This window comes from Streptomyces lienomycini (genome assembly GCF_027947595.1).
Taxonomy (GTDB): domain Bacteria; phylum Actinomycetota; class Actinomycetes; order Streptomycetales; family Streptomycetaceae; genus Streptomyces; species Streptomyces lienomycini.
Window position 1 is genome coordinate 4,039,930 of the sequence record NZ_CP116257.1, and the last position, 22,582, is coordinate 4,062,511.

General features: G+C 69.8%; 18 protein-coding genes and 3 pseudogenes. 12 read left to right on the top strand and 9 right to left on the bottom strand.

Annotation, left to right across the window (positions count from 1 at the left end; genetic code table 11):
• Positions 1 to 11: 11 nt before the first annotated feature.
• The gene (locus BJ961_RS18320) at positions 12 to 395 is read right to left on the bottom strand and encodes a MerR family transcriptional regulator (protein WP_271413877.1); all 384 of its coding nucleotides are present in this window, start codon (positions 393 to 395) and stop codon (positions 12 to 14) included.
• 63 nt (positions 396 to 458) lie between these two features.
• Here BJ961_RS18320 and BJ961_RS18325 point away from each other — a divergent pair, with 63 nt between their 5' ends.
• Positions 459 to 1,247: an SDR family NAD(P)-dependent oxidoreductase gene (locus tag BJ961_RS18325; protein ID WP_271413878.1), complete on the top strand. Its 789-nt coding sequence runs from the start codon at positions 459 to 461 to the stop codon at positions 1,245 to 1,247.
• Positions 1,248 to 1,424: 177 nt separating this feature from the next.
• On the opposite strand, the gene BJ961_RS18330 is transcribed toward BJ961_RS18325, so the two are convergent.
• A complete protein-coding gene (locus BJ961_RS18330; RefSeq protein ID WP_271413879.1) occupies positions 1,425 to 2,021 on the bottom strand; it encodes a hypothetical protein in 597 nt (198 codons plus the stop codon).
• A 267-nt stretch (positions 2,022 to 2,288) separates the two neighbouring features.
• Here BJ961_RS18330 and BJ961_RS18335 point away from each other — a divergent pair, with 267 nt between their 5' ends.
• Both BJ961_RS18335 and BJ961_RS18340 read left to right on the top strand, forming a co-directional pair.
• Positions 2,289 to 3,575: an IS256 family transposase gene (locus tag BJ961_RS18335; protein WP_271321273.1), complete on the top strand. Its 1,287-nt coding sequence runs from the start codon at positions 2,289 to 2,291 to the stop codon at positions 3,573 to 3,575.
• A gap of 601 nt (positions 3,576 to 4,176) precedes the next feature.
• Positions 4,177 to 4,302 (top strand): annotated as a pseudogene (locus tag BJ961_RS18340) (phosphotransferase); the annotation flags it as partial.
• 115 nt (positions 4,303 to 4,417) lie between these two features.
• Here BJ961_RS18340 and BJ961_RS18345 read toward each other — a convergent pair.
• Positions 4,418 to 4,945 (bottom strand): hypothetical protein, encoded by a 528-nt coding sequence (locus BJ961_RS18345; RefSeq protein ID WP_271413880.1) that lies wholly within the window; start codon positions 4,943 to 4,945, stop codon positions 4,418 to 4,420.
• Between the two features lie 183 nt (positions 4,946 to 5,128).
• On the opposite strand from BJ961_RS18345, the gene BJ961_RS18350 reads away from it, so the two are divergent.
• The 4 genes from BJ961_RS18350 (at position 5,129) to BJ961_RS18365 (ending at position 11,766) form a co-directional block, all read left to right on the top strand.
• Complete coding sequence (locus BJ961_RS18350; protein WP_271413881.1) at positions 5,129 to 6,715, top strand: PH domain-containing protein; 1,587 nt, start codon at positions 5,129 to 5,131, stop codon at positions 6,713 to 6,715.
• 105 nt (positions 6,716 to 6,820) lie between these two features.
• Entirely contained in the window at positions 6,821 to 7,216 is a 396-nt protein-coding gene (locus BJ961_RS18355) for a hypothetical protein (protein WP_271413882.1), read from the top strand.
• A 636-nt stretch (positions 7,217 to 7,852) separates the two neighbouring features.
• Positions 7,853 to 10,987, top strand: a complete 3,135-nt coding sequence (locus BJ961_RS18360; RefSeq protein WP_271413883.1) for a discoidin domain-containing protein — start codon at positions 7,853 to 7,855, stop codon at positions 10,985 to 10,987.
• 374 nt (positions 10,988 to 11,361) lie between these two features.
• Entirely contained in the window at positions 11,362 to 11,766 is a 405-nt protein-coding gene (locus BJ961_RS18365; protein WP_271413884.1) for an aldo-keto reductase family protein, read from the top strand.
• On the opposite strand, the gene BJ961_RS18370 is transcribed toward BJ961_RS18365, so the two are convergent.
• Complete coding sequence (locus BJ961_RS18370) at positions 11,735 to 12,298, bottom strand: GrpB family protein (RefSeq protein ID WP_271413885.1); 564 nt, start codon at positions 12,296 to 12,298, stop codon at positions 11,735 to 11,737. The genes BJ961_RS18365 and BJ961_RS18370 overlap by 32 nt on opposite strands.
• A 344-nt stretch (positions 12,299 to 12,642) precedes the next feature.
• Here BJ961_RS18370 and BJ961_RS18375 point away from each other — a divergent pair.
• Both BJ961_RS18375 and BJ961_RS18380 read left to right on the top strand, forming a co-directional pair.
• Positions 12,643 to 12,771, top strand: a pseudogene (locus BJ961_RS18375) (IS5/IS1182 family transposase); the annotation flags it as partial.
• A gap of 76 nt (positions 12,772 to 12,847) precedes the next feature.
• Positions 12,848 to 13,897, top strand: a complete 1,050-nt coding sequence (locus BJ961_RS18380; protein ID WP_271413886.1) for a hypothetical protein — start codon at positions 12,848 to 12,850, stop codon at positions 13,895 to 13,897.
• Positions 13,898 to 14,063: 166 nt separating this feature from the next.
• Here BJ961_RS18380 and BJ961_RS18385 read toward each other — a convergent pair whose 3' ends face one another.
• Positions 14,064 to 14,462: a winged helix-turn-helix transcriptional regulator gene (locus BJ961_RS18385; protein ID WP_271413887.1), complete on the bottom strand. Its 399-nt coding sequence runs from the start codon at positions 14,460 to 14,462 to the stop codon at positions 14,064 to 14,066.
• Between the two features lie 173 nt (positions 14,463 to 14,635).
• On the opposite strand from BJ961_RS18385, the gene BJ961_RS18390 reads away from it, so the two are divergent.
• Positions 14,636 to 15,361 (top strand): alpha/beta fold hydrolase, encoded by a 726-nt coding sequence (locus BJ961_RS18390; protein WP_271417085.1) that lies wholly within the window; start codon positions 14,636 to 14,638, stop codon positions 15,359 to 15,361.
• Between the two features lie 342 nt (positions 15,362 to 15,703).
• Here BJ961_RS18390 and BJ961_RS36165 read toward each other — a convergent pair.
• The 3 genes and pseudogenes from BJ961_RS36165 to BJ961_RS18405 all read right to left on the bottom strand — a co-directional run.
• A pseudogene (locus BJ961_RS36165) lies at positions 15,704 to 15,877 on the bottom strand (transposase); the annotation flags it as partial.
• Positions 15,878 to 16,097: 220 nt separating this feature from the next.
• Positions 16,098 to 16,927, bottom strand: a protein-coding gene (locus tag BJ961_RS18400; RefSeq protein WP_271417094.1) for an IS5 family transposase whose coding sequence is annotated in 2 segments (ribosomal slippage) — positions 16,098 to 16,583 and positions 16,586 to 16,927 — 828 coding nt in all. Because the reading frame shifts where the segments join, the coding sequence is not laid out codon by codon here.
• Between the two features lie 159 nt (positions 16,928 to 17,086).
• Positions 17,087 to 18,352, bottom strand: a complete 1,266-nt coding sequence (locus tag BJ961_RS18405) for an IS701 family transposase (RefSeq protein ID WP_381161038.1) — start codon at positions 18,350 to 18,352, stop codon at positions 17,087 to 17,089.
• A 759-nt stretch (positions 18,353 to 19,111) separates the two neighbouring features.
• Between BJ961_RS18405 and BJ961_RS18410 the strand changes: the two genes are divergently transcribed.
• Both BJ961_RS18410 and BJ961_RS18415 read left to right on the top strand, forming a co-directional pair.
• Entirely contained in the window at positions 19,112 to 20,668 is a 1,557-nt protein-coding gene (locus tag BJ961_RS18410; protein WP_271413888.1) for an FMN-binding glutamate synthase family protein, read from the top strand.
• Positions 20,669 to 20,839: 171 nt separating this feature from the next.
• Positions 20,840 to 21,616: a CHRD domain-containing protein gene (locus BJ961_RS18415; RefSeq protein WP_271413889.1), complete on the top strand. Its 777-nt coding sequence runs from the start codon at positions 20,840 to 20,842 to the stop codon at positions 21,614 to 21,616.
• A gap of 324 nt (positions 21,617 to 21,940) precedes the next feature.
• Here the strand turns inward: BJ961_RS18415 and BJ961_RS18420 are convergent, their stop codons facing one another.
• Entirely contained in the window at positions 21,941 to 22,495 is a 555-nt protein-coding gene (locus BJ961_RS18420) for a TetR/AcrR family transcriptional regulator (protein WP_271413890.1), read from the bottom strand.
• Positions 22,496 to 22,582: the final 87 nt, after the last annotated feature.

Sequence of the window (22,582 nt, forward strand, 5' to 3'; positions counted from 1 at the left end):
TGCCAGTCGCTTCAGGCGGAGCAGACGGGTTGGCCGCCGAGGCCGGCCGGGGTCGCCGTGCCCGAGAGGTAGCGGTCGAGCATCTCGCGGCGCTGAGTGATCTGCTGCTCCTGACGGGCGAGTTCGTCGCGGACCTGCTGGACGCGGGCCAGGAGTTGGGTGCACTCGCCTTCGGGAGGCGTCGGTGCGGTGCAGGGAAGAATGTCCCGGATGATCTGGGAGGGCAGTCCCGCGCGGTAGAGGTCCTGGATGAAGGCGACCTGGCGTACGGCCTCCTCGCCGTAGTCCCGGTATCCGTTGGAGCGGCGGTCGCTGGAGAGCAGCCCTTGGCTCTCGTAGTACCGGAGCGAACGGGTGCTGGCCCCGGTGGCGCTGCTGAGTTCTCCGATGCGCATACTCTCTCCTCCGCCGGGCCAGGCTTGACATTGACGTTAATGTCAGAGTTTACCGTTCCGGGCATGAAGTCGAAGAAAGAGACGATGCAGGGTGTTGCTGTCGTGACCGGTGCCGCGACAGGCATTGGGGCCGCGATCACCGAGCGGCTGGCCGAACAGGGCATGCACCTGGTCCTGGTCGCACGGGACGGCGCCCGCCTGGAGGCGGCGGCCAAGCGGCTGCACGCCGAGTACGGGGCCCAGGTGTCGACGCTCGCGCTGGACCTGTCGCAGCAGAGTGCTCCAGCTCGGCTGGCCAAGTGGCTGACGGGTTCGGGAACCGAGGTCGACGTGCTGGTCAACAATGCTGGCGCGAGCCTGATGGGGCCGGTCGCCAACAGCGATCCCGCGCGGCTTCGGGGCCTGGTCAACCTCAATGTCGGCGCGATGGCGGAGCTGACAGCGCTCTTGCTGCCCGCGATGGTCGCGCGGGGGCGGGGGGCTGTCGTCAACATCGCGAGCACCGGTGCGTACGCACCCGCTCCGTATGTGGCCGCTTATGCGGCCTCGAAAGCGTTCGTGCTCTCCTTCACCCAGGCGGTGTGGGCCGAGACGAAGGCGACGGGGGTGCGGGTCGTGGCGGTCAGCCCCGGCCCCACCGACACTGCGATGAACACGCGGCACATACCGGGCAAGCGCGAGCCCGGTTCCGTCGCGGACACCGTGATGTCTGCCTTGCGCAGCCGGGGCCCGGCAGTTGTCGATGGCGGTCTCAACGGCTTCCAGACCTTCGTATTCGGTCGCCTGCTGCCCGCGTCACTGGCTGCCCGGATCGCCGAGCGATCCCTGCGCAGGGCGGCGCTCGGGCACTGAGGCTCCCTACCTCCCGGACCTATGACGCCTCGTCAGGAAGCAGCATTGTCGGTGCAAACGCCCTTCCGCCACCACGCCGGACCAGGCACCGACGCGAAGTGACACCAGCCTGCCTTGGTGACGCCTATCGTGCCTCGGCTCAGACCATCAGCCCGGCGAACCTACGCGGTCAGAGCACTAGACGGGCTGGCGGGGAGGCAGGGCCGCTCGTGCACGCCAGGTATCTGGGTCGCGAGGGTCGGTGAGCCATCCGATCAGACGCTCGGCACCCGCTTGGAAAGCGTGAGGCAATGAGGTCTCATGACCGACGACAAGCCCGAGGGCGTCGACGTCATGGCTGGCGTGATCCGTGTCGCACCAGCAGGCCACGTTCACCGCCGCGTCGACCGCGAGCTGGCCGAGGTCTGTCCACACGACTTGAAGCAGGAACTCCAGCTGGTCCCCCCCGTCCGCATGCTCGATCACACCCAGGCCGAGAATGACCGGCGTCCACGGTTGCGGGCCCGGGAAGACCACGTGATCCAGTGCCCACTCCCACTCAGCCTTGTCTCCGTCCGAGTGAGCCTCATCGACTGCACTGGCGGCTTGCTCCAGGGATTCGACGTCGGCAGGTGACAGGCGGGGGAAAAGCATGGCCAATGGGACATCGTCGAAAGCACCTCGCATGAGGCGATCATGCGTTCTCTCCACTGCCAACGACAAGGGCCGTCCACCCCGACGTTCCCACCACACGACCAGCATCCTGACGACGATCACCAAGCTGAGCACGTTCATCCGTACCTGACTGAGCACTTCAACGAGTACGCCGACAGTCGGTGCCGCGCAGCCGCAGCAGGTCGAGGGCGAAAGCGCGCGAGTTCCGGGAATCCGGTGCGTGCGGACGCCGGAACCCGCTCGCTGTCGGGCCGAACTGTCCCTCCGACGCGTAGGTTCGGTGCGCAAGTCGACCGTCTCGGTGGGCGTTGACTCGCTGCAGGACACGGCGCCCCGACCGGGTCTGTACGGTAACCGGTGTAACTCCCGAGCAAGAAGCGGAAGTTGATGACTGACGTGATGCGTGAGACCGGTACCGAGAGTGGCGTCGGCGAGCTGGCGGCCGCCGTGGATGACGAGCTGATCGGTCAGCTGGTGACCCGAGCTCAGGCCGACGGGTTGAAGCTGACCGGTGAGGGCGGCCTGCTGCAGCAGCTGACCAAGCGGGTGCTGGAGTCGGCGCTGGAAGGTGAGCTGACTGATCACCTGGGTCATGAGCACGGTGAGCGGGCCGAGGGCGGGCGGGAGAACTACCGCAACGGCCACCGGTCCAAGACTGTGGCCACCGAGGTCGGCCCGGTCGGGATCTCCGTCCCGCGGGACCGGGCGGGGTCCTTCGAGCCGATGCTGGTCAAGAAGCGACAGCGGCGTCTGGGTGGGATCGACGAGATGGTGCTGTCACTGTCGGCAAAGGGTCTCACGCACGGTGAGATCTCCGCGCACCTGGCCCAGGTGTACGGGACCGAGGTGTCGAAGTCGACCATCTCCACGATCACCGACAGTGTGGTCGCGGGCATGGTGGAATGGCAGAACCGGCCGCTGGACGCGGTGTATCCGGTCGTCTTCATCGACTGTGTGCACGTCAAGGTCAGGGATGGGCAGGTTGCCAATCGCCCGGTCTACATGGCATTGGCCGTGACCGCCGAGGGGACCCGGGACATCCTGGGGCTATGGGTTGGCGATGGCGGCGAGGGAGCCAAATACTGGCTCCAGGTCCTCACCGAGATCAAGAACCGGGGCGTGCGCGACGTCCTGATGCTTGTCTGCGATGGGCTGACCGGACTCCCCGACGCGGTGAACACCGTCTGGCCTGCGACGATCGTGCAGACCTGCGTGGTTCACCTGCTTCGTAACAGCTTCAAATACGCGGGCCGGCAGGACTGGGAGAAGATCGCTAAGGCTCTCCGGCCGGTCTACACCGCGCCCACGGAGGATGCCGCCACGGAAAGGTTCCTGGAGTTCTCGGAGGAATGGGGTGCGAAGTACCCGGCCATCGTCCGGCTGTGGGAGCGGGCCTGGGCGGAGTTCGTGCCCTTCCTTCAGTTCGACGTCGAGATCCGCCGGATCGTGTGCACGACCAACGCGATCGAGTCCGTGAACGCCCGAATCCGCAAGGCCGTCCGTGCTCGCGGACACTTCCCCACGGAACAGGCCGCCCTGAAGTGCGTCTACCTCGCAGTAATGAGCCTGGACCCGACCGGGACCGGAGCGAAGCGTTGGACCAGGCGATGGAAGCCGGCTCTCCAGGCTTTCGACATCACCTTCGACGGCCGTCTCACCGCGGCCCAACTGTAACTACCACCCCACGAGTTACACCACTCGCTGTACAGACCCCCACCAGCCGAGGAGCAACGAGCAAGACGTCCGGCGCACGCGGCTGCCCCACCCCGTGGTGAACTCCCACCCCGCCCACGGGCGGCGCAGCAACCCGGCGAGCGAGGCCGCCGCCGCGCGGACGAGCGAACCCCGTCCGGCCCATGTAGCGCGGCGCGCCGGCACGGTCGTAGCGGCCGAGCAGCAGGGTGACGAGGCCGGTGACTGCACCGACAAGGGCGTCGACGGGGGCCCGGACCTTGTGCTTCCACCACGTCCTGGCGCTGGGCCGGTACGACTCCGACAGCCGCTTGAGACACAGCCCCTCTACACCGGCTCTCGTCCATGTCAGCCACTCGCGAGCCGTGTCCGGCTCCGTCCTCGCACGACACAACGGGAACGGACCGCCCAGCCCGGTGTCGGTGAAGAGGTGGATCGCCCCTCAGTCTGCGATGCGGGCATGCAAGCCACGCCTCGACGCGGTTGCCGTGCGTCGCAAAATCGGTCGACATGCACAGCCGCGAACCACTGTGATGACGGCGAGTGCCCGTCGCACGGACAGGGCCGACCACGGGAGCTGCTCTTGGTGACTGCGAGAACCGTCGAAACCCACCCCCAAATCGATGAGGCACTGGTCAGGCGCCTGGTCGACACTCAGTCCCCGCAGTGGGCGGGGCTGCCCCTGAAGCTGCTCAACCCCGCTGGCTCCGCCGGTGCCAGACCGGGCAGGGGCGTGATCGGGCAGAGGGTGATCGTCTGCCGTGTGGGCGGTTCGCGAGATCGTCACGCACCACACCCGCTGAGCACCACCCTCGCTCGGCCTGTCAGTCCACCTGGCGCCACGGGAAGCCCGGATCGGAGGTGATCTCCACCTGATGAGGAGTGTTACGTGGGAAGGCCCAGATCCGGCCTGAGGTGCTGGTGGCGGTCACGGTGGTGGCGTCCAGGGTGACTTCGGCGAACGGATCGGAGTTGCAGGAGACCGCGACCCACTCCAGGGTGCCTTCGTCGCCGTCCCGGGTCAGGGCAACCCAGCCGATACTGCCGTGGTCCGGTGATTCGCCTGCGAGGGCACGGCTTCCGGCGTGAGCACACGACGCCAATGTCACATCGACGTCCATCCAGTCACTGGCGGTCCACGCAGTGGCCCGGAGCAGCTCCGACCAGTGCCAGTCCTGAGCACGGAGGTCGTGGCGTCGGCCGGGCTGGTGGAGCTGGAGGAGGTTCATCACCGACAGTGAACCGTCGGCGTACAGGATGAAGTCCCCGGCGGGCGCCTCGCGGACACGCCAACGGTCCTGCACCTGTTCGGCCTTGGGTGTCGCATCGGAGAAACTCACGCCCAGCAGCATGACATCAGCCGCGGGTGCGGGTCTCCTTGAAGAGTGCCTTGGTCCTGGTGATGATGTTTGGTCAAGGTGCTGCCGGACCTGTGGGAGCTTGGGGAGCCAGCGACGCCGGGGCGCTTCAATGTGAAGGTGAACGATGCTCTGTGGGAACGCCTTCCAGTCGCGGACCGGCGGCACCATGCGCGCATGACCGTCGGGCAGGAAGTGAGCGTGCGGCCGCCGCGCAGGCGGCCCCTGTGGGTGTGCGTCGGGGTGGGAGCGGCCGGGGCCGTTGTGGCCGCGGGGCGCCTGGTGTACTCGGGTACGTTCGTGGACTGGTGGGTGGGCGCCGGTCTGCTGGCCGCTCTGGTGGGCGTCGCCTTCCTCCACGGGGTCACCCTTCAGGTGGGCGCCGACGCGTACGGCGTGCGGTACAGCTCGCTGCTGCGCCGTCACCGGAGCATGCCGTGGGACGACATCGCCGACCTGCGCGTCCACATCCAGTACGGGCGGCACGGGGAGGAGTACTTCCGCGTCGGCGTGCTGCTGCGCGACGGGCGGACGCGGCGGCTGCCCCTGCCGGTGTCCGGGTCCCGGGACGACCGGCCGGACTTCGACGCGACACTGGACGCGCTGCGGGCCCTGCACCGTCGGCATGGGAGCCCCGAGTCGGACCATCTCGTCGTCCTCTCCAGGCGCACCGCGGGGCGGGGCGCCGCCGGGCCGCTGTTCCTGTCCCTGCTGCTGCTCGCGGGGGCGGGGCTGGCCGCTTGGTTCGTGCCGGTCACGGGGGCTACGAAGGAGGCGTGGGACTCGGCGGTCCCGTGCGCCGCGGGGACGCCGTCCGCGGAGCGCGGCGCGTGCCTCGCCACCTTGCCGGCCGTGATCGCGCGGACCGAGGTGGGCCGGGCGAAGCAGCCCAGCCGGCTCTACTTCGCCGACGGCCGGCCGGTGGACCGGCTCACGGTCTCGCGGGAGGGCGCCCAGGGATTCCGGGCCGGCGACCGCGTCGAACTCACCCTGTGGCGCGGGCAGGTGAGGGTGGTGGCGGCGGAACAGAACGTGTGGCGCGAGCACTTCACCAGCGCAGGTTCGGCGGCCGTCCTCGCCGCCGCGCTCGCCCTCGCGGCCGGGTATCCGGGTGCCAGGGTGCTGATGCACCGGCGCGGGCGCCGGCTTCCCGACGACGAGGTGCTGCCGTCTGCGCTGCCGTTCGCGGGTGTTCTGGTCGTCACCGCGCTGTGGCTGCTGCCGTTCTGCTATGTCCACCCCATGGGCCCGCCGAGTTCCCCCGGGCCTCTCACCTGGGCGGCCGCGGGGTCGCTGGTCACGCTGGGCCTCCTCGTCCTGGCGTGGCGTGCGACCCGGATCCGGACGCCGCAGGTCGCCGCGACGGTCACGGCGACCGGAGCGGTGCCCCGGGAGGCCGCCGGAGAGGACGTGTTTCTCGCCGCCCACTTCCTGGAGAGTACCGACTACAACCCGAACCACTTCGGCACCCATGTCGTGCTCGGCGACGGTCCGCCCGCCGTCGTCCCCCACCCCGGGCCGGGGCGGTTCGCGGCGAAGCCCGTTCCCGCGCACCGGCTCACCGTCAAGGGCGTACGGCGTCCGCGCGGCGGCGACGGCGACGGCGTGCCCCGCGGCTGGCACATCGCCGACCTCGACGACGCGGGCGAGCCGGTCCGCCTCGCAGCGGCCCCGGCCGACCTGACCCGCATCCTGCACGCCCTGGGCGCGGCGGGAACCGCCACGGACCCCACGCCCGCCCGGGCCCGACAGGACGGTGCCTGAAGTTGCCGGAACACGGCAGCCTTCGACCGGCCTCCGGTGCCGGAAGACACGCTCACGCCGGGCGGCCGGGTTGCCTAGGCTTCCGTCCGAAAGGGGGCCGCGATCATGTCTGTTCGACTGAGCACGGACGACTGGTGGCTGATTGCCTTCGGCGTCACCGTCGTCTACACAGCCGCGATGTACTGGTGCATGCCGACGCGCAAGGCCCGGCTGCGCACGTTCGCCGCCCCGCTGGTCGGCTGGCTGTTCCTGCTGCCCAACGCCACGGTGAAGGGCTACTCCGTCCCGCACACCCTCTACATCTACAGCGGTGTCCTGCTCACGTTCGTCGTCATGCTGGCGCCGATCGCCAAGAAGGTCGCGGCCGACATCCGAGAACAGGAGGAGAAGCCCTGGGACAAGGTCCCCCTCAACACCTTTTCCCTGTACTGGATGATCGGGTCGGGCACGGCTTGCACTGGAGCCGCGGCCTACTTCTGGGAGTACCTCGCCCACGGGTAAGCCGTAGCCCGTCGAGTCGTCCGCGAACTCCCCCGGGGATTGCCCGTGATCGGTAACGGAGGGATCCCGCGGCGGGTTTCACCCGTCCTGTCATGGGGTTCCCGACGTGCCCGGGGGCCGACGGTGAGTAACAGGTCATCTCAGTTGGCGTGTTCGACAACCTGCCGGAGTGGACGGTCAACTCCTCGGTGATCGGCACGAAGGTCCCACCCAGGGAAGGCATTCCCCCAGTCCTGCCGCCCTTCGGGGTCGCGGGGCCGCCCGCTCCGCAGCCGAGGCCGCAGCCGCGGTCGTGAAGAAGCCGGGCCCAAGACTGCTCCCGACCACGCTGCCCGCTGCCGCGACCGCGGCCGCTTTTGGGCAGTCTCCGCCTCGTGTGACTGGCCATCGTGATCCCTCGGTCCGTTGCCGGTGTCCGGCCGAGTCGGCCGCTTGTGTGGTGACGGGATCGCCCCTCCCCCGTGGTGGCCCGCGAAGCAGGCGGCGCAGACTCCGAATCGGGCGGGGGGGTCCGGCGCCGCCCCCTGGGTACCTACCGCCGGCGCATACCGCGCTGAACGACCATTGACACGCGCATTCGAGTCGTTCAAGGATGACCCTCGTTGACAACGTTGTCGCCTGCTGAAGAGGACCATCATGGGCCCCGTTTCTCTCCCCGTCCGCCGCAGACTCCTGCTCCAGCTCCTCGGTGCGACCGGCGCCGCGGCCGCCCTCCAGCCGGTGCTGGGGTCCCCTTCGGCCGCCGCCCCCATGTCCGGTGCCGCCCGGACCGTCGACCCGCCGGACGACGTCGCCGCCACGTACCACCGCGTGCTCCTGCGGCACACCCGCTGGTCCGAGACCCAGTGGGACGAGGCCAAGGGGGTGTACACCGACCGGGACTTCGGGTTCGCCGTCGTCCTCGGACATGCCGTGCTGCTGACGCACGGGACCTTCGACGAGGACGCGGCCGGCATCGACCGGGAAACGCTCAGGAGACGCACCTTGGCCACCCTGCGCCACTACGCGGCCTCCAACCGCCTCACCGGTGGCACCCAGTGGGGCCGCAAACTGTTCTTCGACACCACCTTCCAGTCGTACTTCGTCCTCGCCGCGCACCTGCTGTGGGACGAGCTCGACGCCGCCACCCGCTCCGCGGTCGACACCATCACCCGCGAACAGGCCGCCTACACACACTCCTTGGGCACGGGCGACGACCCGGACTCCGGCTCCTGGACGCCGAACGGACTCCTGGGCGGCCACGTCGGCGACACCAAGCTGGAGGAGATGGGGCTCTACGCGCAGACCATCGCTCCGGCGCTGGCCTGGGCGCCCGACGACCGGCGCCGCTCCGAGTGGGCGGCCGACTACGGCACCTGGTCGCGCAACGAGGGAGGACTGCCGCCGGCGGACCTCGCCAACCCCGCGCGGGTGGACGGGGTTCCGGTCTCGCGCAACACCGCGCACAACACGTACGACACCTTCATCGTCGAGAACCACGGCTCGTTCGGGCCGCACTACCAGGAGGAGATGTGGCGCACCTCCGGGCGCAACGCGGCACACTTCCTGGCCGCGGGCCAACCGCTACCCGAGGTTCTGACCAGGCAGCCCAACGCGGAGCCACTGTGGCGGACGCTGCTGGGCGTCATGTCGGACGCGGGTGAGCCGCTGATGCCGATGGTGGACGACCGCGAGCACCTGTACGGCAGGGACGTGATACCGCTGGCCTTCCTGTCCCGGGTCGTGGGAGACCGCGCGGCGGCCCGTGCGGAGACGGAGCTGGCCTCGCGTCTGGAGGCGTACCAGGCGTACCCGCCCGAGTACCGGCTCGCGAAGTTCTCGGGCGAGCCGAAGTACGAGCCGGAGGCGCGCGCCGAACTGGCCATCAGCTATCTGCTGCACGTGTGGCCGGACGCGGGACCCCGGGTGCGTCCCCTGTCGCGCGCGGAGTTGTTCGCGTACGCGTCGGGTGCCACCGACTTCGGGACCGGCCCCGGTCTGGTGTCCCACCAGTCCCCCGCGGCCTGGGCGGGTGCGGTGACGAAGCCCGGGTTCGTGAAGTTCGCCTGGCAGCCGGCGCACGACGACTGGCTGTTCCGGCTCGGTGGCGCCACCCCGATGTTCCTGCCCTCGACCGCCGCGGAGGTCACCGGCAGGACAGTGCGCGTGCACACGGCGCTGCGCGACGGCTTCGACGGCAGCGCCACGATGCTGCGGCTGGGCGAGGGCTTCGCCGGGTACGCGACACTGCCGTCGGGCTCGGTCGTCTACGCCTGCGAGGGCCCGGTCGCGGGCGGTTCGCGGCTGGAGGTGCACAACCTGACCATGCCCGGTGTGGCGGGCCTCGACGGCAGCCGCACCTACCGGTTCGCGGAGGGCTCGGCCACGGTTCGCGCGCAGGACGCCGGCCCCTCGGCCGCCGGGCGCGTCGACGAACTCTCCTTCGCCCGGGTGACGATGCGGTACGTCCGCATGCTGGGCGTGCAGCCGGATCCGGCGTACGGGTACTCGCTGTACGCGGTCGAGGTGCGGGACGGGGCCGAGGGGCCCGACCTCGCGCGGGGCGGCACGGCGACGGCCTCCTCCCAGTCGGCCGGCATGGGGCCGGGGCTGGCCGTGGACGGCGACGCCGGGACGCGGTGGGCGGTTTCGCGCCAGGACCGCAAGCGGGCGGACAGCTGGTGGGCGGTGGATCTCGGCGCCGGGCGTGCGCTGGACCGGGTCACGCTGCGCTGGGAGGCGGCCGCCGGTCGCTCCTACCGGGTGCAGGGTTCGTCCGACGGCGAGCGGTGGACGGACCTGGTGACCGGCCCTGCCCCATCGCTGCGCAGCCACGGCGGGTGGCTCGACGTCGACGGCCGTGCCGGGCTGGTCGTGCGCGGCACGGACGAGCACACGCTGGCCGTGTACGGCGACTCGATCGTCCCGGCCGAAGGGGCCCGCGAGCCGCTGGTGATCGAGGGGCACTGCGGGGTGTCCGCCGACGAGTTGCGCGTACTGGCGCTTCGCGCCGCGCCCACCGCCGGGGACGGCCGGGTCCGGGCGGCGCTGGTGGACGGGTACCTGAGCCTGTTCAATCTGTCGACGGACGCGGTGGAGACCCCGGTCGCGGTGCCGCAGCGGGGCGGACACCGGCAGGTCTGGGAGGGGGAGCAGACGGTGACCCGGGAGGGCATCGACTACCGTGCGCGGCTGGACGCCGCGTCGGCATCGCTGCTCGCGCCCCGCTTCACCCTCACCGCGCTGTCCGGCGGCACCGTGCCGTCCGGGTTGCGGGTCCGGGTGGCCGACGGGGCGACCCTGGTCCTGTCCGGCGCACACTGCCGGCTGCGGGTCGAGGGGCAGGGCAGCAGCACCGACGCGACCGTGCGGGGCGGACGCGAGACACGGGTGACGTTGCGCGGGGCGCAGGCATTTCCGCACCATGACCACGCCCTGGGCAGGAACACCTTCCCGACCGCCCCACTGCCGCCGGGCATGTCCAGCCCCGACGCCGCCGTGGACGGCGACCCGGACACGGCCTGGCGCCCCGGTCGCGACGGCCGCATGGTGGTCGACCTGGGGGCGCGCACCGGGGTGCGGTGGGTGCAGGCGCAGTGGAGGACCGGCGCGGCGCCGGCGGCCCGCCTGGAGTTCAGCACGGACGGGGTGAGCTACCAGCGGGTCGGCATCCTGGACGGCCGCGGACGGGTACGCCGGCTCGCCTGTGCCGGCTCGGTACGGTACGTCGCGTTGACGGTGCAGGGAGCCCCGCACGCGCACGACGGGCTGGTCCGGCTCTCCGTGGGCTGACGCAGCTCGCCGACGTACGGGGGCTCCAGGGTGCCGAAGACCTGCCGCAGGGGTGTCCGGGTGTCGAACGGGTGGTGCGGCACGACCGACGGCGGCGGCACATACCGCGACACGGGCCGCCAGGGTGGCGGCCGGCAGTCCTGGCCGTCGGATCGCCTCGGCGCTTCGTCGGTCGGCCCACGCGTCGAGTTCGGTGTGCCAGCCGGCACGATCCGCCGCACCGCACGCGTGCACGCGGGCAGCGGCGGCCGTCCGGTCGACCTCCCTCACCGGCGGATGACGCCCGGCCGGAATCCCTGCGGCAGGAATGCCGAGCATGCGCCGTCTCGGCGTCCATCACATCGATCTCTGCCAGCTGCACCAGGCCGCCCCCGATGCCGTTCGAGGACCGGATCCGTGAGCTGAAGAAGGTGAAGGAGGACCGGAAGATCGGAGCGATCGGACCCAACGAGGTAGCCGTGGGTCAGATCATCGCTGCCCTGGAGCTCGTCGAGATCGACTCCGGACAGAGCCAGTACAGCATCACGCGGCGCCAACGCGATGGCGAGCTCGACCCGAGCCGGTGTGACACCGATCTGTGCGGCGTGGTTGATGAGGGTGCTGTCGGGGCTCGCCTGGCTGCTCGCTCGGGCCGTCGACGCGGTGCCGGTACGGCTGAATGTGGCCCGGATCAAGGCGTTGACCACCCACGCGGCGAAGACCGGATCCACGACGACCGGGCAACCTGTCCCGTGACGTCTCCCCGCGCTATTGGCGAGCTGCCCTGGCTCGGGTCTTGATCGCGAGGATGACGTCGCTCTTGGCGTCGGAGTAGTGGTTCATGTCGCTCCACTGCCGGTTGAGCAGGGCTCGTTTGACGCTCTCATACAGGGCGCGGTCGTCTGCGTGGCTGCGCAGGTGGTCACGGAGGAGGAGGTACTCGTGCACCGCAGGGTTCCCTCGTTCATATACGTGCACATGAACGTCGCGAGTCGGCGTGCGCACGAGTCGATGTCCTGGCTCGCGCACCCGCAGTTCGTAGCCGGCGGCCAACAGCCCGTCGAGGTAGTCCTCCTCTGCCGTGATGTCGACCACGGCGACGACGATGTCCACGATCGGCTTGGCGGCCAGGCCCGGAACCGAAGTGGATCCGATGTGCTCGACATCGACGTCCGCTGCCGCCAACGCGTCCAGGATCCGACGCCGGTGACGCAGGTAGTCCTCCGCCCACCGGGCGTCGTAACTGCTGAGGCCGACCTCGAGCGCTTCCGGCCCCCCGATGATCTCGACCGTCGTGACGTCCGGCCGACGAGGCTTGCTGCCGTTCGTCATCAACACATCCTTCGCGTCTTGCGCCGGCTCACGGCCTCGGTCGGCGGGGCTGCGGTCGGCGGCTTCATGGCTCCTGCCCTCCTCACCCGGGCTCAGCGGATCAGGACGTACGCAGCGCCGAAGGGGGCGACGTGTTCCTACTCGGCTGAGATTCGGCTGAAGGAGGCCGAGTTTACTGTGCGTGCCGTGACCCGGACGGGAGTTGAGCGTTCGGTCCGGTGTGCCGGACCGGGCGTGCCACATCAGCGTCGACGAACCCAACGCCTTGACGGTTTCGTTTGGATCAGCCGATCGTTGGTGCGGGTGGCCGCTGGCGGGACCATCGTGAGGTGATCGACGCGATCAACACCGTCGAACGGTGCATCGACCGTCTGAAGCAGTGGCGCGGCATCGCCACGCGCTACGCGAAGACCGCGACCGTCTACCTGGCCGGACTCCATATCGCTGGCATCTTCCTCTGGTCCGCCCGCTGACTCGGGGAAGCTGTGCAGTGTCAGCTGACGTAGATCGGTACACCCACTGTCAGACGTTGCTGGCAGCATCACCGCAGTGAACGCCATCTATACCACCCCGCCGCGGCCGTTCGACATCACCGCGCTCTTCCCCCGGCTGGCCCCGCTGGCGCGCACGGCGACCCGGCTGCACCCGCGGCCGGGGGCGCCGACCCTGCACGACAGCTCCGTCGGCGGGCCGCTCCTGTGGCCCGCCGACGAACCGTGGCCGCACTGCGACGAGCCGCACGACATACACGCGTCGCAGACGGTCCACTCGCCGGACGACGTCAGGCTGCTGCGCCGCGATCTCGCCGCCGCGGAGGAGCGGCTGCGGCTCGATCCCGAGGCGCCCGAGGTCACCCCCGAGGAACGGGAGAACTGGGAGCGGATCAAGGTGGGACGCCCGTGGTTCGACGGCCCGGTCCCCCTGCTCCCCGTCGCTCAGCTCTACGCCCGTGACATCCCCTTCCCGTGCCCGCCCGACGCGGACCTCCTCCAGGTCCTGTGGTGCCCCTTCGACCACGCCGAACGCGCCCACCCCACGACCGCACTCTTCTGGCGCTCCTCCGCCACTGTCACCGACGTCCTCGACGCACCGCCCGAGCCACCGGTCATCCAGGCCCAGTGGTACCTCCCGGAGCCGTGCCTGTTCTCACCGGAACAGGTCACGGAATATCCCAATCCCTCAGAGATGCCCAAGGAGTTGCGCGCCCAGCTGGAAGACATGAGCCGATGGGCGTCCGTCGGCCCTGCGCTGTACAGCAAGTACGCGTACGACCCGGGGGAGCTGTACTTGAACAACCTCTGCCACGCGCCGGGCTGGAAGACCGGCGGCTGGACCTGCTGGGGCCTCAGCGACCCCGTCGACCGACCCTGCCCTGAGTGCGGCACGGATGAGGTGCCGCTTCTCACCATCGCTTCCTCGGAATGGGACGGCGGCAGCGGAACCTGGGTCGCCGAGGAGGAGCCGACGAACCCGGCCGCGTCTCCCCCGGGAGCGCGGGACGGCAACTTCACATTGATCGACATCGCCGGCGGCTACAACCTCCAGCTCCACGCCTGCCCGACCGACCCCTCCCACCCCCACATCGAGCTGATCCAGTGAGTCCTTGCGGAACTCCTACGCCGACGCGCACGCCACGATCGGCACCGCGAACGACTCCAGTCAGCAGGAACTTCGGTCAACTACCAGATGACCCGAAGAACGGGCCCTACAGTACGGCCGTGTCTTGGAAGTGGGATTGTCGGGTCACACTCGGCTTGTGGTCCCGCTATGAGGGCACCGGCGGATCCGTGCGGGCATCGTAGGCGGCGCGGGCATCGTCGATCCGGGCGAGGTGCCCGACGCTCCATTCGAGCAGAGGCGCGGTGGCCTCGCGCAGGGTGATGCCCATGTCGGTGAGCTCATAGCTGACATGTGGCGGCATCACGTCGTAGACGGTGCGGGTCAGGATCCCGTCGCGCTCCAGGCTGCGCAGCGTCACGGTGAGCATGCGCTGGCTGATTCCGTCGATGGCCCTTTTGAGCTCGGTGAAACGGCGCGGTCCATCCCTGAGATTGCGCACGACCAGCAGCGACCACTTGTCTCCGACGATGTCGAGCACCACCCGGGTCCGGCACGCGTCGCTGGGCCGCGCCGCCGACTGCGGATCGCCCTGTACCACGTCCATGGTTACCTCCAGAGAACCGAGGCACCGAAAAGTGCCTTATTGCCTGCGGCGCGTCGTGTGCACCAGCATGCTCTTGGTACTCAAACAGTACCGAGGCACGAAAGGTAACTGCCAGAGCCGCGACCAGCGGCATGCGCGTGACCGTGCTCTTCTGCTCCTGCGAAGGAAGATTGATGTCCACATTTCTGCTGGTACACGGTGCTTGGCACAACGGGCGGTGCTGGGAGCGGGTGGTACCGCTGCTGAAGGCCGCCGGGCACCGGGTGTTCGCGCCGTCCCTGACCGGCTTCGGCGACAAGGCACACCTGCTCGGTCCGGAGGTGGGTCTCGATACGCACGTCGACGACGTGGTCGGGCTGATCACCGAGGAGAACCTCAGCGACGTCGTACTCGTCGGCCACAGCTACGCGGGGTTGGTGATCTCCTCCGCGGCCAACCGAGTTCCGGAACGCATCGCGCACCTGGTCTACCTCGACGCGATGGTCCCGGAGGACGGGGATTCCGCAGTCGACTGCCAACCCGTGACACGGCAGCTGATCGACCTCGCTGAGAAGTCCGAGAGCGGATGGCGCGTGCCGCCGATGCCCGAGCAGCCCGCGCCCTTCGGCCTGTTCGGCGTCACCGACCCGGCCGACGTCGCCTGGCTGCGCGGGATACTCTCGGACCAGCCGGTGCGCTGTCTGCAGCAGCCGGTGCGACTGGACAACCCAGCCGTTGACGCGATCCCGCGCACGCACATTCACAATGTCGGCGCCATGCCGTCGGGCGTCACCCGTCGCCCCGTCCCCGCGATCCAACCCAATGGCACTGCCGCCCAGGTCTGGGAGCTGCCGACCGGTCACGACTGCATGATCACCATGCCGAGCGAACTCAGCGAACTGCTTCTCAAACTCTCCTAGCCAGGGGCTGTCGTCAATGTGTCACGCCCACATCAGGAGCGAGGCGAGGGTGACAGCTGCCCGGTAGGACTCGGCTGTCTTGTCGTAGCGGGTCGCGATGCCGCGGCGTCGCAGCCAGTCCGTGTCGCTCGGGAGCTGTAGCCCTTGTCGCCCAGCATCTGGGTGGGCCGTGCCCGGGGACGGTCCGGGGCCCATGCGAGGCACCCGGATCGCCTCCGTCACGGTGGTGAACTGGGTACAGTCGTTGGTGTCGCCGCCCGTGAGCACAAAGGCGAGCGGACGCCCGAAGGCATCGCAGACCAGGTGAACTTGCTGGTCGGACCACCTCCGCAGCATGTGCCAGGGGCCGTACCGCTCGGGTACGGCCCGCCAAGCCGTACGCGTCCGGAACTTCCACACGGTCCCGTTGAGCACGGTTCGGTCGTCCAATCGCTTCCGCCCACGCAACGACACGGGCAGCAGCGGGCGGGAACACCTCGTCCCAGTGGGCGACCAGCCCGACGGTCGTGAAGGCAAGGACCTCGGAGATGAGGGTGAGGAGGACGACGTAGCCGTTCATCGCCCAGTCCTCGATCGACCCGCCACGCTTGTCCGCGGTGAACAGCACGCCCAGGCGCCAGATTCCGGACGGGAGCACCACCAGCGGCACCGCGTAGGCGACCCGGCGGGCCCAGCGCGGCACCCCTGCGGCGGGCTCGTGCGCCGCACGCCACGCCCTAGGTTCTGTCGTCAAATGTCACGCCCACATCAGGAGTGATGCGAGGGTGACGGCTGCCTCGTAGGACTCGGCGGTCTTGTCGTAGCGGGTGGCTATGCCGCGCCACTGCTTCAGGCGGTTGAAGCAGCGTTCGACGACGTTGCGGTGCTTGTAGGTCTCGCGGTCGAAGGCCGGCGGGCGGCCTCCGCGGCGGCCTCGCCGGGTCCGGTTGCGGGCCTGGTCGGCCCGCTCGGGAATCGTGTGGGCGATGCTCCGCCGGCGGAGCCAGGCGCGGATCGCTTTCGAGCTGTAGCCCTTGTCGCCCAGGACGTGATCGGGCCGGACGCGGGGCCGTCCCGGTCCGATCCGGGGCACCCGGATCGTATCCATCACGGCGGTGAACCGGGTGCAGTCGTTGGTGTTGCCGCCCGTGACAACGAAGCCGAGCGGACGGCCCCGCCCGTCGCAGGCCAGATGGATCTTGCTGGTCAGACCGCCTCTGGACCGGCCGAGGGCCGGGTCGCGGAGCCCCCTTTTCTGGCCCCGGCCGCGTGCTGATGGGCGCGGACGACCGTGGAGTCGACCGACACCAGCCACTCGATGTCGCCTGCCGCGTCCGCCTTCGCCTGCGCGGCCCGCAGCATCCGGTCGAACGTGCCGTCCGCCGCCCACCTGCGAAAACGGGTGTGGAGCGTGGCCCACGGCCCGTAACGCTCGGGCACGTCCCGCCAGGCCGTCCCGGTCCGGAACTTCCACACGATTCCGTTCAGGACCCGGCGGTCATCCAGCCGCTTGCGTCCCCGCAACGACTCGGGCAGCAGCGGCCGGACGAACTCCCACTCGGCATCCGACAGTTCATGGCGACGTATCACGCCACCATGATCCACCACCCAAGATCATTTGAAGACACCGCCTAGTAGGGCTTGGTCATGTTGGTGCGGGGTCTGGCATGTCGCGGTGACAGGTGGGGCAGGCGCCGGTCCAGGTCGCGAGGAGTATCTGCAGCTCGCGGACGACTCGGTAGAGGCTCAGGCCGACGCCGTCTCTTTTGGGGATCGGCTCAGTCGCTGGAGGGTGCAGAAGGCGTGGGCGACCGAGACGAGGGTGACGTGGTGGTGCCAGCCCGGCCAGGTCCGGCCTTCGAAGTGGGCCAGGCCCAGGGCCTGTTTCATCTCGCGGTAGTCGTTCTCGATGCGCCAGCGGAGCTTCGCGGTGCGCACGAGGACGGGCAGCGGGGTGGTCTCGGGCAGGTTGGAGAGCCAGAACTGCACGGGCTCGTCCTGGTCGGCGGGCCATTCGGCCAGCAGCCAGCGGACCGGAAGCTCGGCGGTGGCCGTGGCTTTGCGGATCTCACGTCCGGCGGGCCGGATCCGCAGGGCCACGAAGCGCGAGTACATGCGCTTGTATCCGCTTCGGCCGTTGCCCGGTCGCGATCCTTCCCTCCACTGCACCGGCCGCGCGGAAGATTTACCGGCCGCGATGACCAGGCTCTTCACCCGCTGGGCCGGCTCGGGGTAGGCAGGAACCGGCCGTGGGCCGCGGCCGGAGTAGGCCGGGATGCAGGGCTGTGCGTCTTCGGGTTGCGCGGTGGTCGTGGTCGAGATGCCCACCACGTAGTCGAGGCCGCGTTCTTCCAGGCCGAGCCGGAAGGCGGCGGCATCACCGTAGCCGCCGTCGGCGATGACCTGGGGCACGTCGATGCCCCAGGACCGCGTCTCGTCGATCATGTCGAGGGCCAGCTGCCACTTCTCGATATGGCCGACCTGGGCAGGAATGGCGCACGTGTCACGGCGGGCCACTTTGGCCGGATCGGCCTTGGGTGAGGAGGGATCCCAGCTTCCGGGCAGGAACAGACGCCAGTTCACTGCCGCCGAGGCGCCGTTGGAAGCCAGGTGCAGCGAGACTCCGGCCTGGCAGTTGGTGACCTTGCCCGCGGTGCCGGTGTACTGCCGGGTCACGCACGCGGATGCGTCCCCGTCCTTGAGGAACCCGGTGTCATCAATGATCAACGCGGTGGGCTTGACGGCCGGCTGCATACGCCAGGCCAGACGGGCCCGCACATGCGCCGCATCCCACGGGCTGGAGGTCACGAAGTGGGCCAGCGCTTGCCGGTTACCGTCCTCGCCCAGGCGGGCGGCCATCGGCTCCACCGACTTACGCCCGCCGTCCAACAGCAGGCCCCGCAGATATACCCCGCCCCACCGCCGCTGATCCGCCCGCGCGAACGGCTCGAACATCTCCGCCGCGAAGCCCTCCAGATCACACCGGACCCCAGCCAACTCCTCACTCAGCACACCCGGTCAACGACACGACCGATCAAGAAGACACGCCACCACGACCTGCACATGACCAAGCCCTACTAGGCAGGCGGCCCTCGCGGCGAGACGCGTTTGCTGCTTCGTCGGCGGTCGTGGTCGGCGTGGCCTGGAACATCTGCGCTCCTCACGTCCACGGGCCGGACCCGCCCGTGCGCCTTCGAGGCTCCCAGCAGGCGAGGCCGGTCAGGATCGCGCCACGGACCGAACAACATCCGCCGGGCGGGCGAGCACGAATCCGGGCGCTCCGCCTCAGCTATGACGGGTCGCAGAGGACGACTCGTCCGTGCGAGTGGGCGGGTCGGCTGCGGGTCAGCAGGCGCCCGCCGCTCCGGTCCCCAGGCTTTGCACGGGCCTGACCGGCACTCCCGACGGGCTCGGGTTCGGCTACGGCTCGCGGAGCCGGGCCGGGCCGGGCTGGGCTGGGCTGGGCCGGACTGGGCTGGGCTGGGCTGGGCTGGTGAGGGCGTCCGCCGGAGGGACGCGCAGAGCAAACCGGCGGCTTCCGTGCCGATCGTCATGCGGACGACCCTGGAGGACGACCGAGGCGTTGGGGGCGAGCCTCCCCCTTCGTCGACTGTCACCCCCGGCCGCATGCCCCCTTCCACGGGCCCCCTACCATCACACTGCGTTCCTTGGCGGACATTGACACCGGTTCGGCCATGCCCGCCGCCCCACGTGACCAGACGACGTCCACGGACGGGGCGACGAAGCCGGCCATCGAGAAAGGGAAGACTCATGCGCGCCCGGAGCATCGGCACCGCGACCGCAGCGGCACTGGCCCTGGTGGCCGCCCGCGACCTCCTCCAGAAGAAGCACGCGCTGCTGAGGAACTTCCCCTTGGTCGGACACGCCCGGTACCTGCTGGAGACCATCGGGCCGGAGCTGCGGCAGTACATCGTGACGTCCAACGAGGAGGAGCGGCCCTTCAGCCGTGATCAGCGGACGTGGATCTACGCGTCGGCGAAGGAGGAGAACAACTACTTCGGGTTCGGCACCGACGTCGACGTCGAGCACGTGCAGGGACGGGCGTACGTGAAGCAGCGCACGTTCGCCGACAGCCTGCCCGAGTCCCACGGCCGACCGGATCTGCCCGACGCCGTGCCGTCCGCCAAGGTGCTGGGAGGACCCCGCGGCCGGGCCAAGGCGTTCCGGCCGAAGAGCGTCGTGAACATCTCGGCGATGAGCTTCGGATCGCTCTCCGGCGCCGCGGTCACGGCCCTCAACAAGGGGGCGGCGTTGGCCGGGACGATGCACAACACGGGCGAGGGCGGCCTGTCTCCGTATCACCGCAACGGCGCCGACCTCGTCCTCCAGATCGGTACGGCGTACTTCGGCTGCCGCAACGAGGACGGCAGCTTCGACCTCGACCGGCTCAAGGAAGTGGTCGCCGGCGCCCCGGTCAGGGCGATAGAGATCAAGCTGTCCCAGGGCGCCAAGCCCGGGCTGGGCGGGATGCTGCCCGGCGCGAAAGTGACGCCGGAGATCGCAGAGATCCGCGGCATCCCCCAGGGCAGGGACTGCGCCTCGCCGTCCCGCCACACCGCGTTCGGCGACGTCGACTCGATGCTGGACTTCGTCGAACTGATCGCCGCCGAGACCGGTGTGCCGGTCGGCATCAAGAGCGCGGTAGGTGAGATGGACTTCTGGCACGAGCTGGCCACACTGATGGCGCGTGGCGACCGCGGGGTCGACTTCGTGACCGTCGACGGCGGCGAGGGCGGCACCGGGGCGGCACCGCTCACCTTCACGGACTCCGTGTCGCTGCCCTTCCGGATGGGCTTCTCACGGGTCTACGGCACCTTCGCCGAGCGCGGTCTGACCGACGAGCTGACGTTCATCGGCTCCGGCAAGCTCGGTCTGCCCGACAACGCGGCGGTCGCCTTCGCCCTCGGCGCCGACATGGTCAATGTGGGCCGGGAGGCGATGCTGTCCATCGGCTGCATCCAGTCGCAGAAGTGCCACACGGACAAGTGCCCCACCGGTGTCGCCACCCAGAACCCGTGGCTGGCCCGCGGCCTCGACCCGGAGTCGAAGGCCACCCGCGCCGCCGTGTATCTGCGCACCCTGCGCAAGGAGCTGACGAAGCTCTCGGCGGCCGTCGGCGTGGCCCACCCGGGGCTCATCACGGCCACGGACATCGAAATACTCAACGGTGACTACGACGCCCGTACCCTGGCCGCTGCCTACGGCTACAAGGACGGCTGGGGCGAACTCGGAGCGCACCTCGCCCACGGGATCACCGCGCTGCTCGCGGCCGAGCCGAGCACGGCACGGGACATTCTGCAGGCCTGACAGGCCATCCCATCGGTGGCGCGGGGGCGTTCACGCGGCGCGACTGTCACCTGGATGCCTCATCAGCGGTGGGCGTGTGTCCCTGTGCGGCGCAACCGTGAGAGGCGTGCCGTACCGACAGCGGGTCACGGCACGACACGTCTTCCCAGCCCCCAGGCAGGAGTCTCATCGATGAACAGGATCACCGCCGCGTGCATAGCCGCACTGGCCGCGACCGCCCCCGTGGTGGCGCTCGCCGGCCCCGCCGCGGCGGGCGACATGTCGCACGAGGACAGCAGGACCCTCCACGCGACCCTCGACCCGATCAAGGTCAACAAGGTGACCGGCTCCGGCACGGCCACCGTGGTGCTGGACGGCAACCGGGCCCACGTCACGATCCACACCAGCGGGCTGCTCAAGGACGCTCCGCACGCTCAGCACTTCCACATCGGAGCCAAGGGCGTCTGTCCCCCGGACTCCGCGGCCAAGAAGCACAACGGCCTGCTCAGCCTCACCACCACCGACGGCCACCCCTTCTACGGGATGATCGGCACCTCCCTCACCACCACGGGCGACACCGGTCCCGCCTCGGGTCTGGCCGTCGACCGCTTCCCGGCGGGCTCGAGCTTCCAGTACGAGCGGACCATCACCCTCAGCGACGAGGCGGCCGAGAGCGTCCGTGAAGGCAACGCCGTCGTCGTCGTGCACGGCATCGACTACAACGGCAACGGCAAGTACGACGACGTTCTGGGCGCCAGCGACCTCGACCCGAAACTGCCCGCCGAAGCCACCGATCCCGCCCTGTGCGGCCCGCTCACGATGGCCGCCAAGGGCGCCGTCCACGCGGGAGAGGGAGGCACCCAGGCCGGCGGCCTCGGCTACGCCACCGCGACCGCCGCGGGCGGCAGCGCGATGCTGATCGCCGCCGTGGGCGCCTACGCTCTGCGTCGCCGCAGTCGGCAGAACTGACCGGCTCGCCCCAGCACGTCTGCTCGAAGCCGCCGTGGGACCCGTGCCCACGGCGGCTGTCGGGCCTCCGGCAGCAGCCGTCACGTCAGGAGGGAGAGCACACCGGGAGAGTCGGTGGTGAGCTGCGACGAGCCTCCTGCGGATTCCACAGTGATACCGAGGGCGGCGGCCCTTTCAAGTGGTCCTTCGAAGATGCGCGCCTGACGGCCCCGGTACCCGCGGGCGGCCGTGAACGCACCCCGCCTCGTCCAAGCGCGCCGCTTCAGTGGGGAGGACGCCGGGAGGGTGCGAGCCGTTCTCGGTGCAGCCGGTCGTGTGACTGGTTCAGCTCTGCGGACTCAGTCCCGCCACGGCCAGCCGGAACAGCCGGTTCGCCTGGGCGGCGGGGTCGGGGTAGTGCTCCGTGGCCAGGACGATGCCGACGATCAGCGTGATCAGGTCGGCGACAGTGACGCCGGCCGCCACCGCGCCGTCCTGCACGGCGCGGCGCAGCAGAGGGCCTGCCGCCTCTTGCAGCGCCGCCGAGCAGCCGTTCTCGTGCATCGGGCCGTCGTAGGCGAGCGCGGCCGCCAACCCCCGGGCGGAGACGGAGTAGGCGACGACGTCATCAAGCCACTCCAGGAGCGCGTTCCGGCTGTCGCCCTTGCCCGTGAGGTCATGGGCGCGGACGCACAGCGCCTCGATCCGTTCCCGGGAGACTGCCTCCAACAGTGCACGGCGCGTGGGGAAGTGTCGGCGCACGGTTGCTGAGCCGACCTGCGCGGTGCGGGCGATCTGTTCCAGGGAGGCGTCGGCACCATGGGCAGCGACCTCCTTCTCGGCCACGGCGAGGATGCGCGTGTAGTTGCGTCGGGCGTCCGCACGCTGGCGCTCGGGCATGGCGTCACCTCCGGGATTGATAAATGGCGGCCCCCGCCGTATCGTACCCGGACTATAAACGGCGGGCCTCGCCGTTTAATCGGCGAC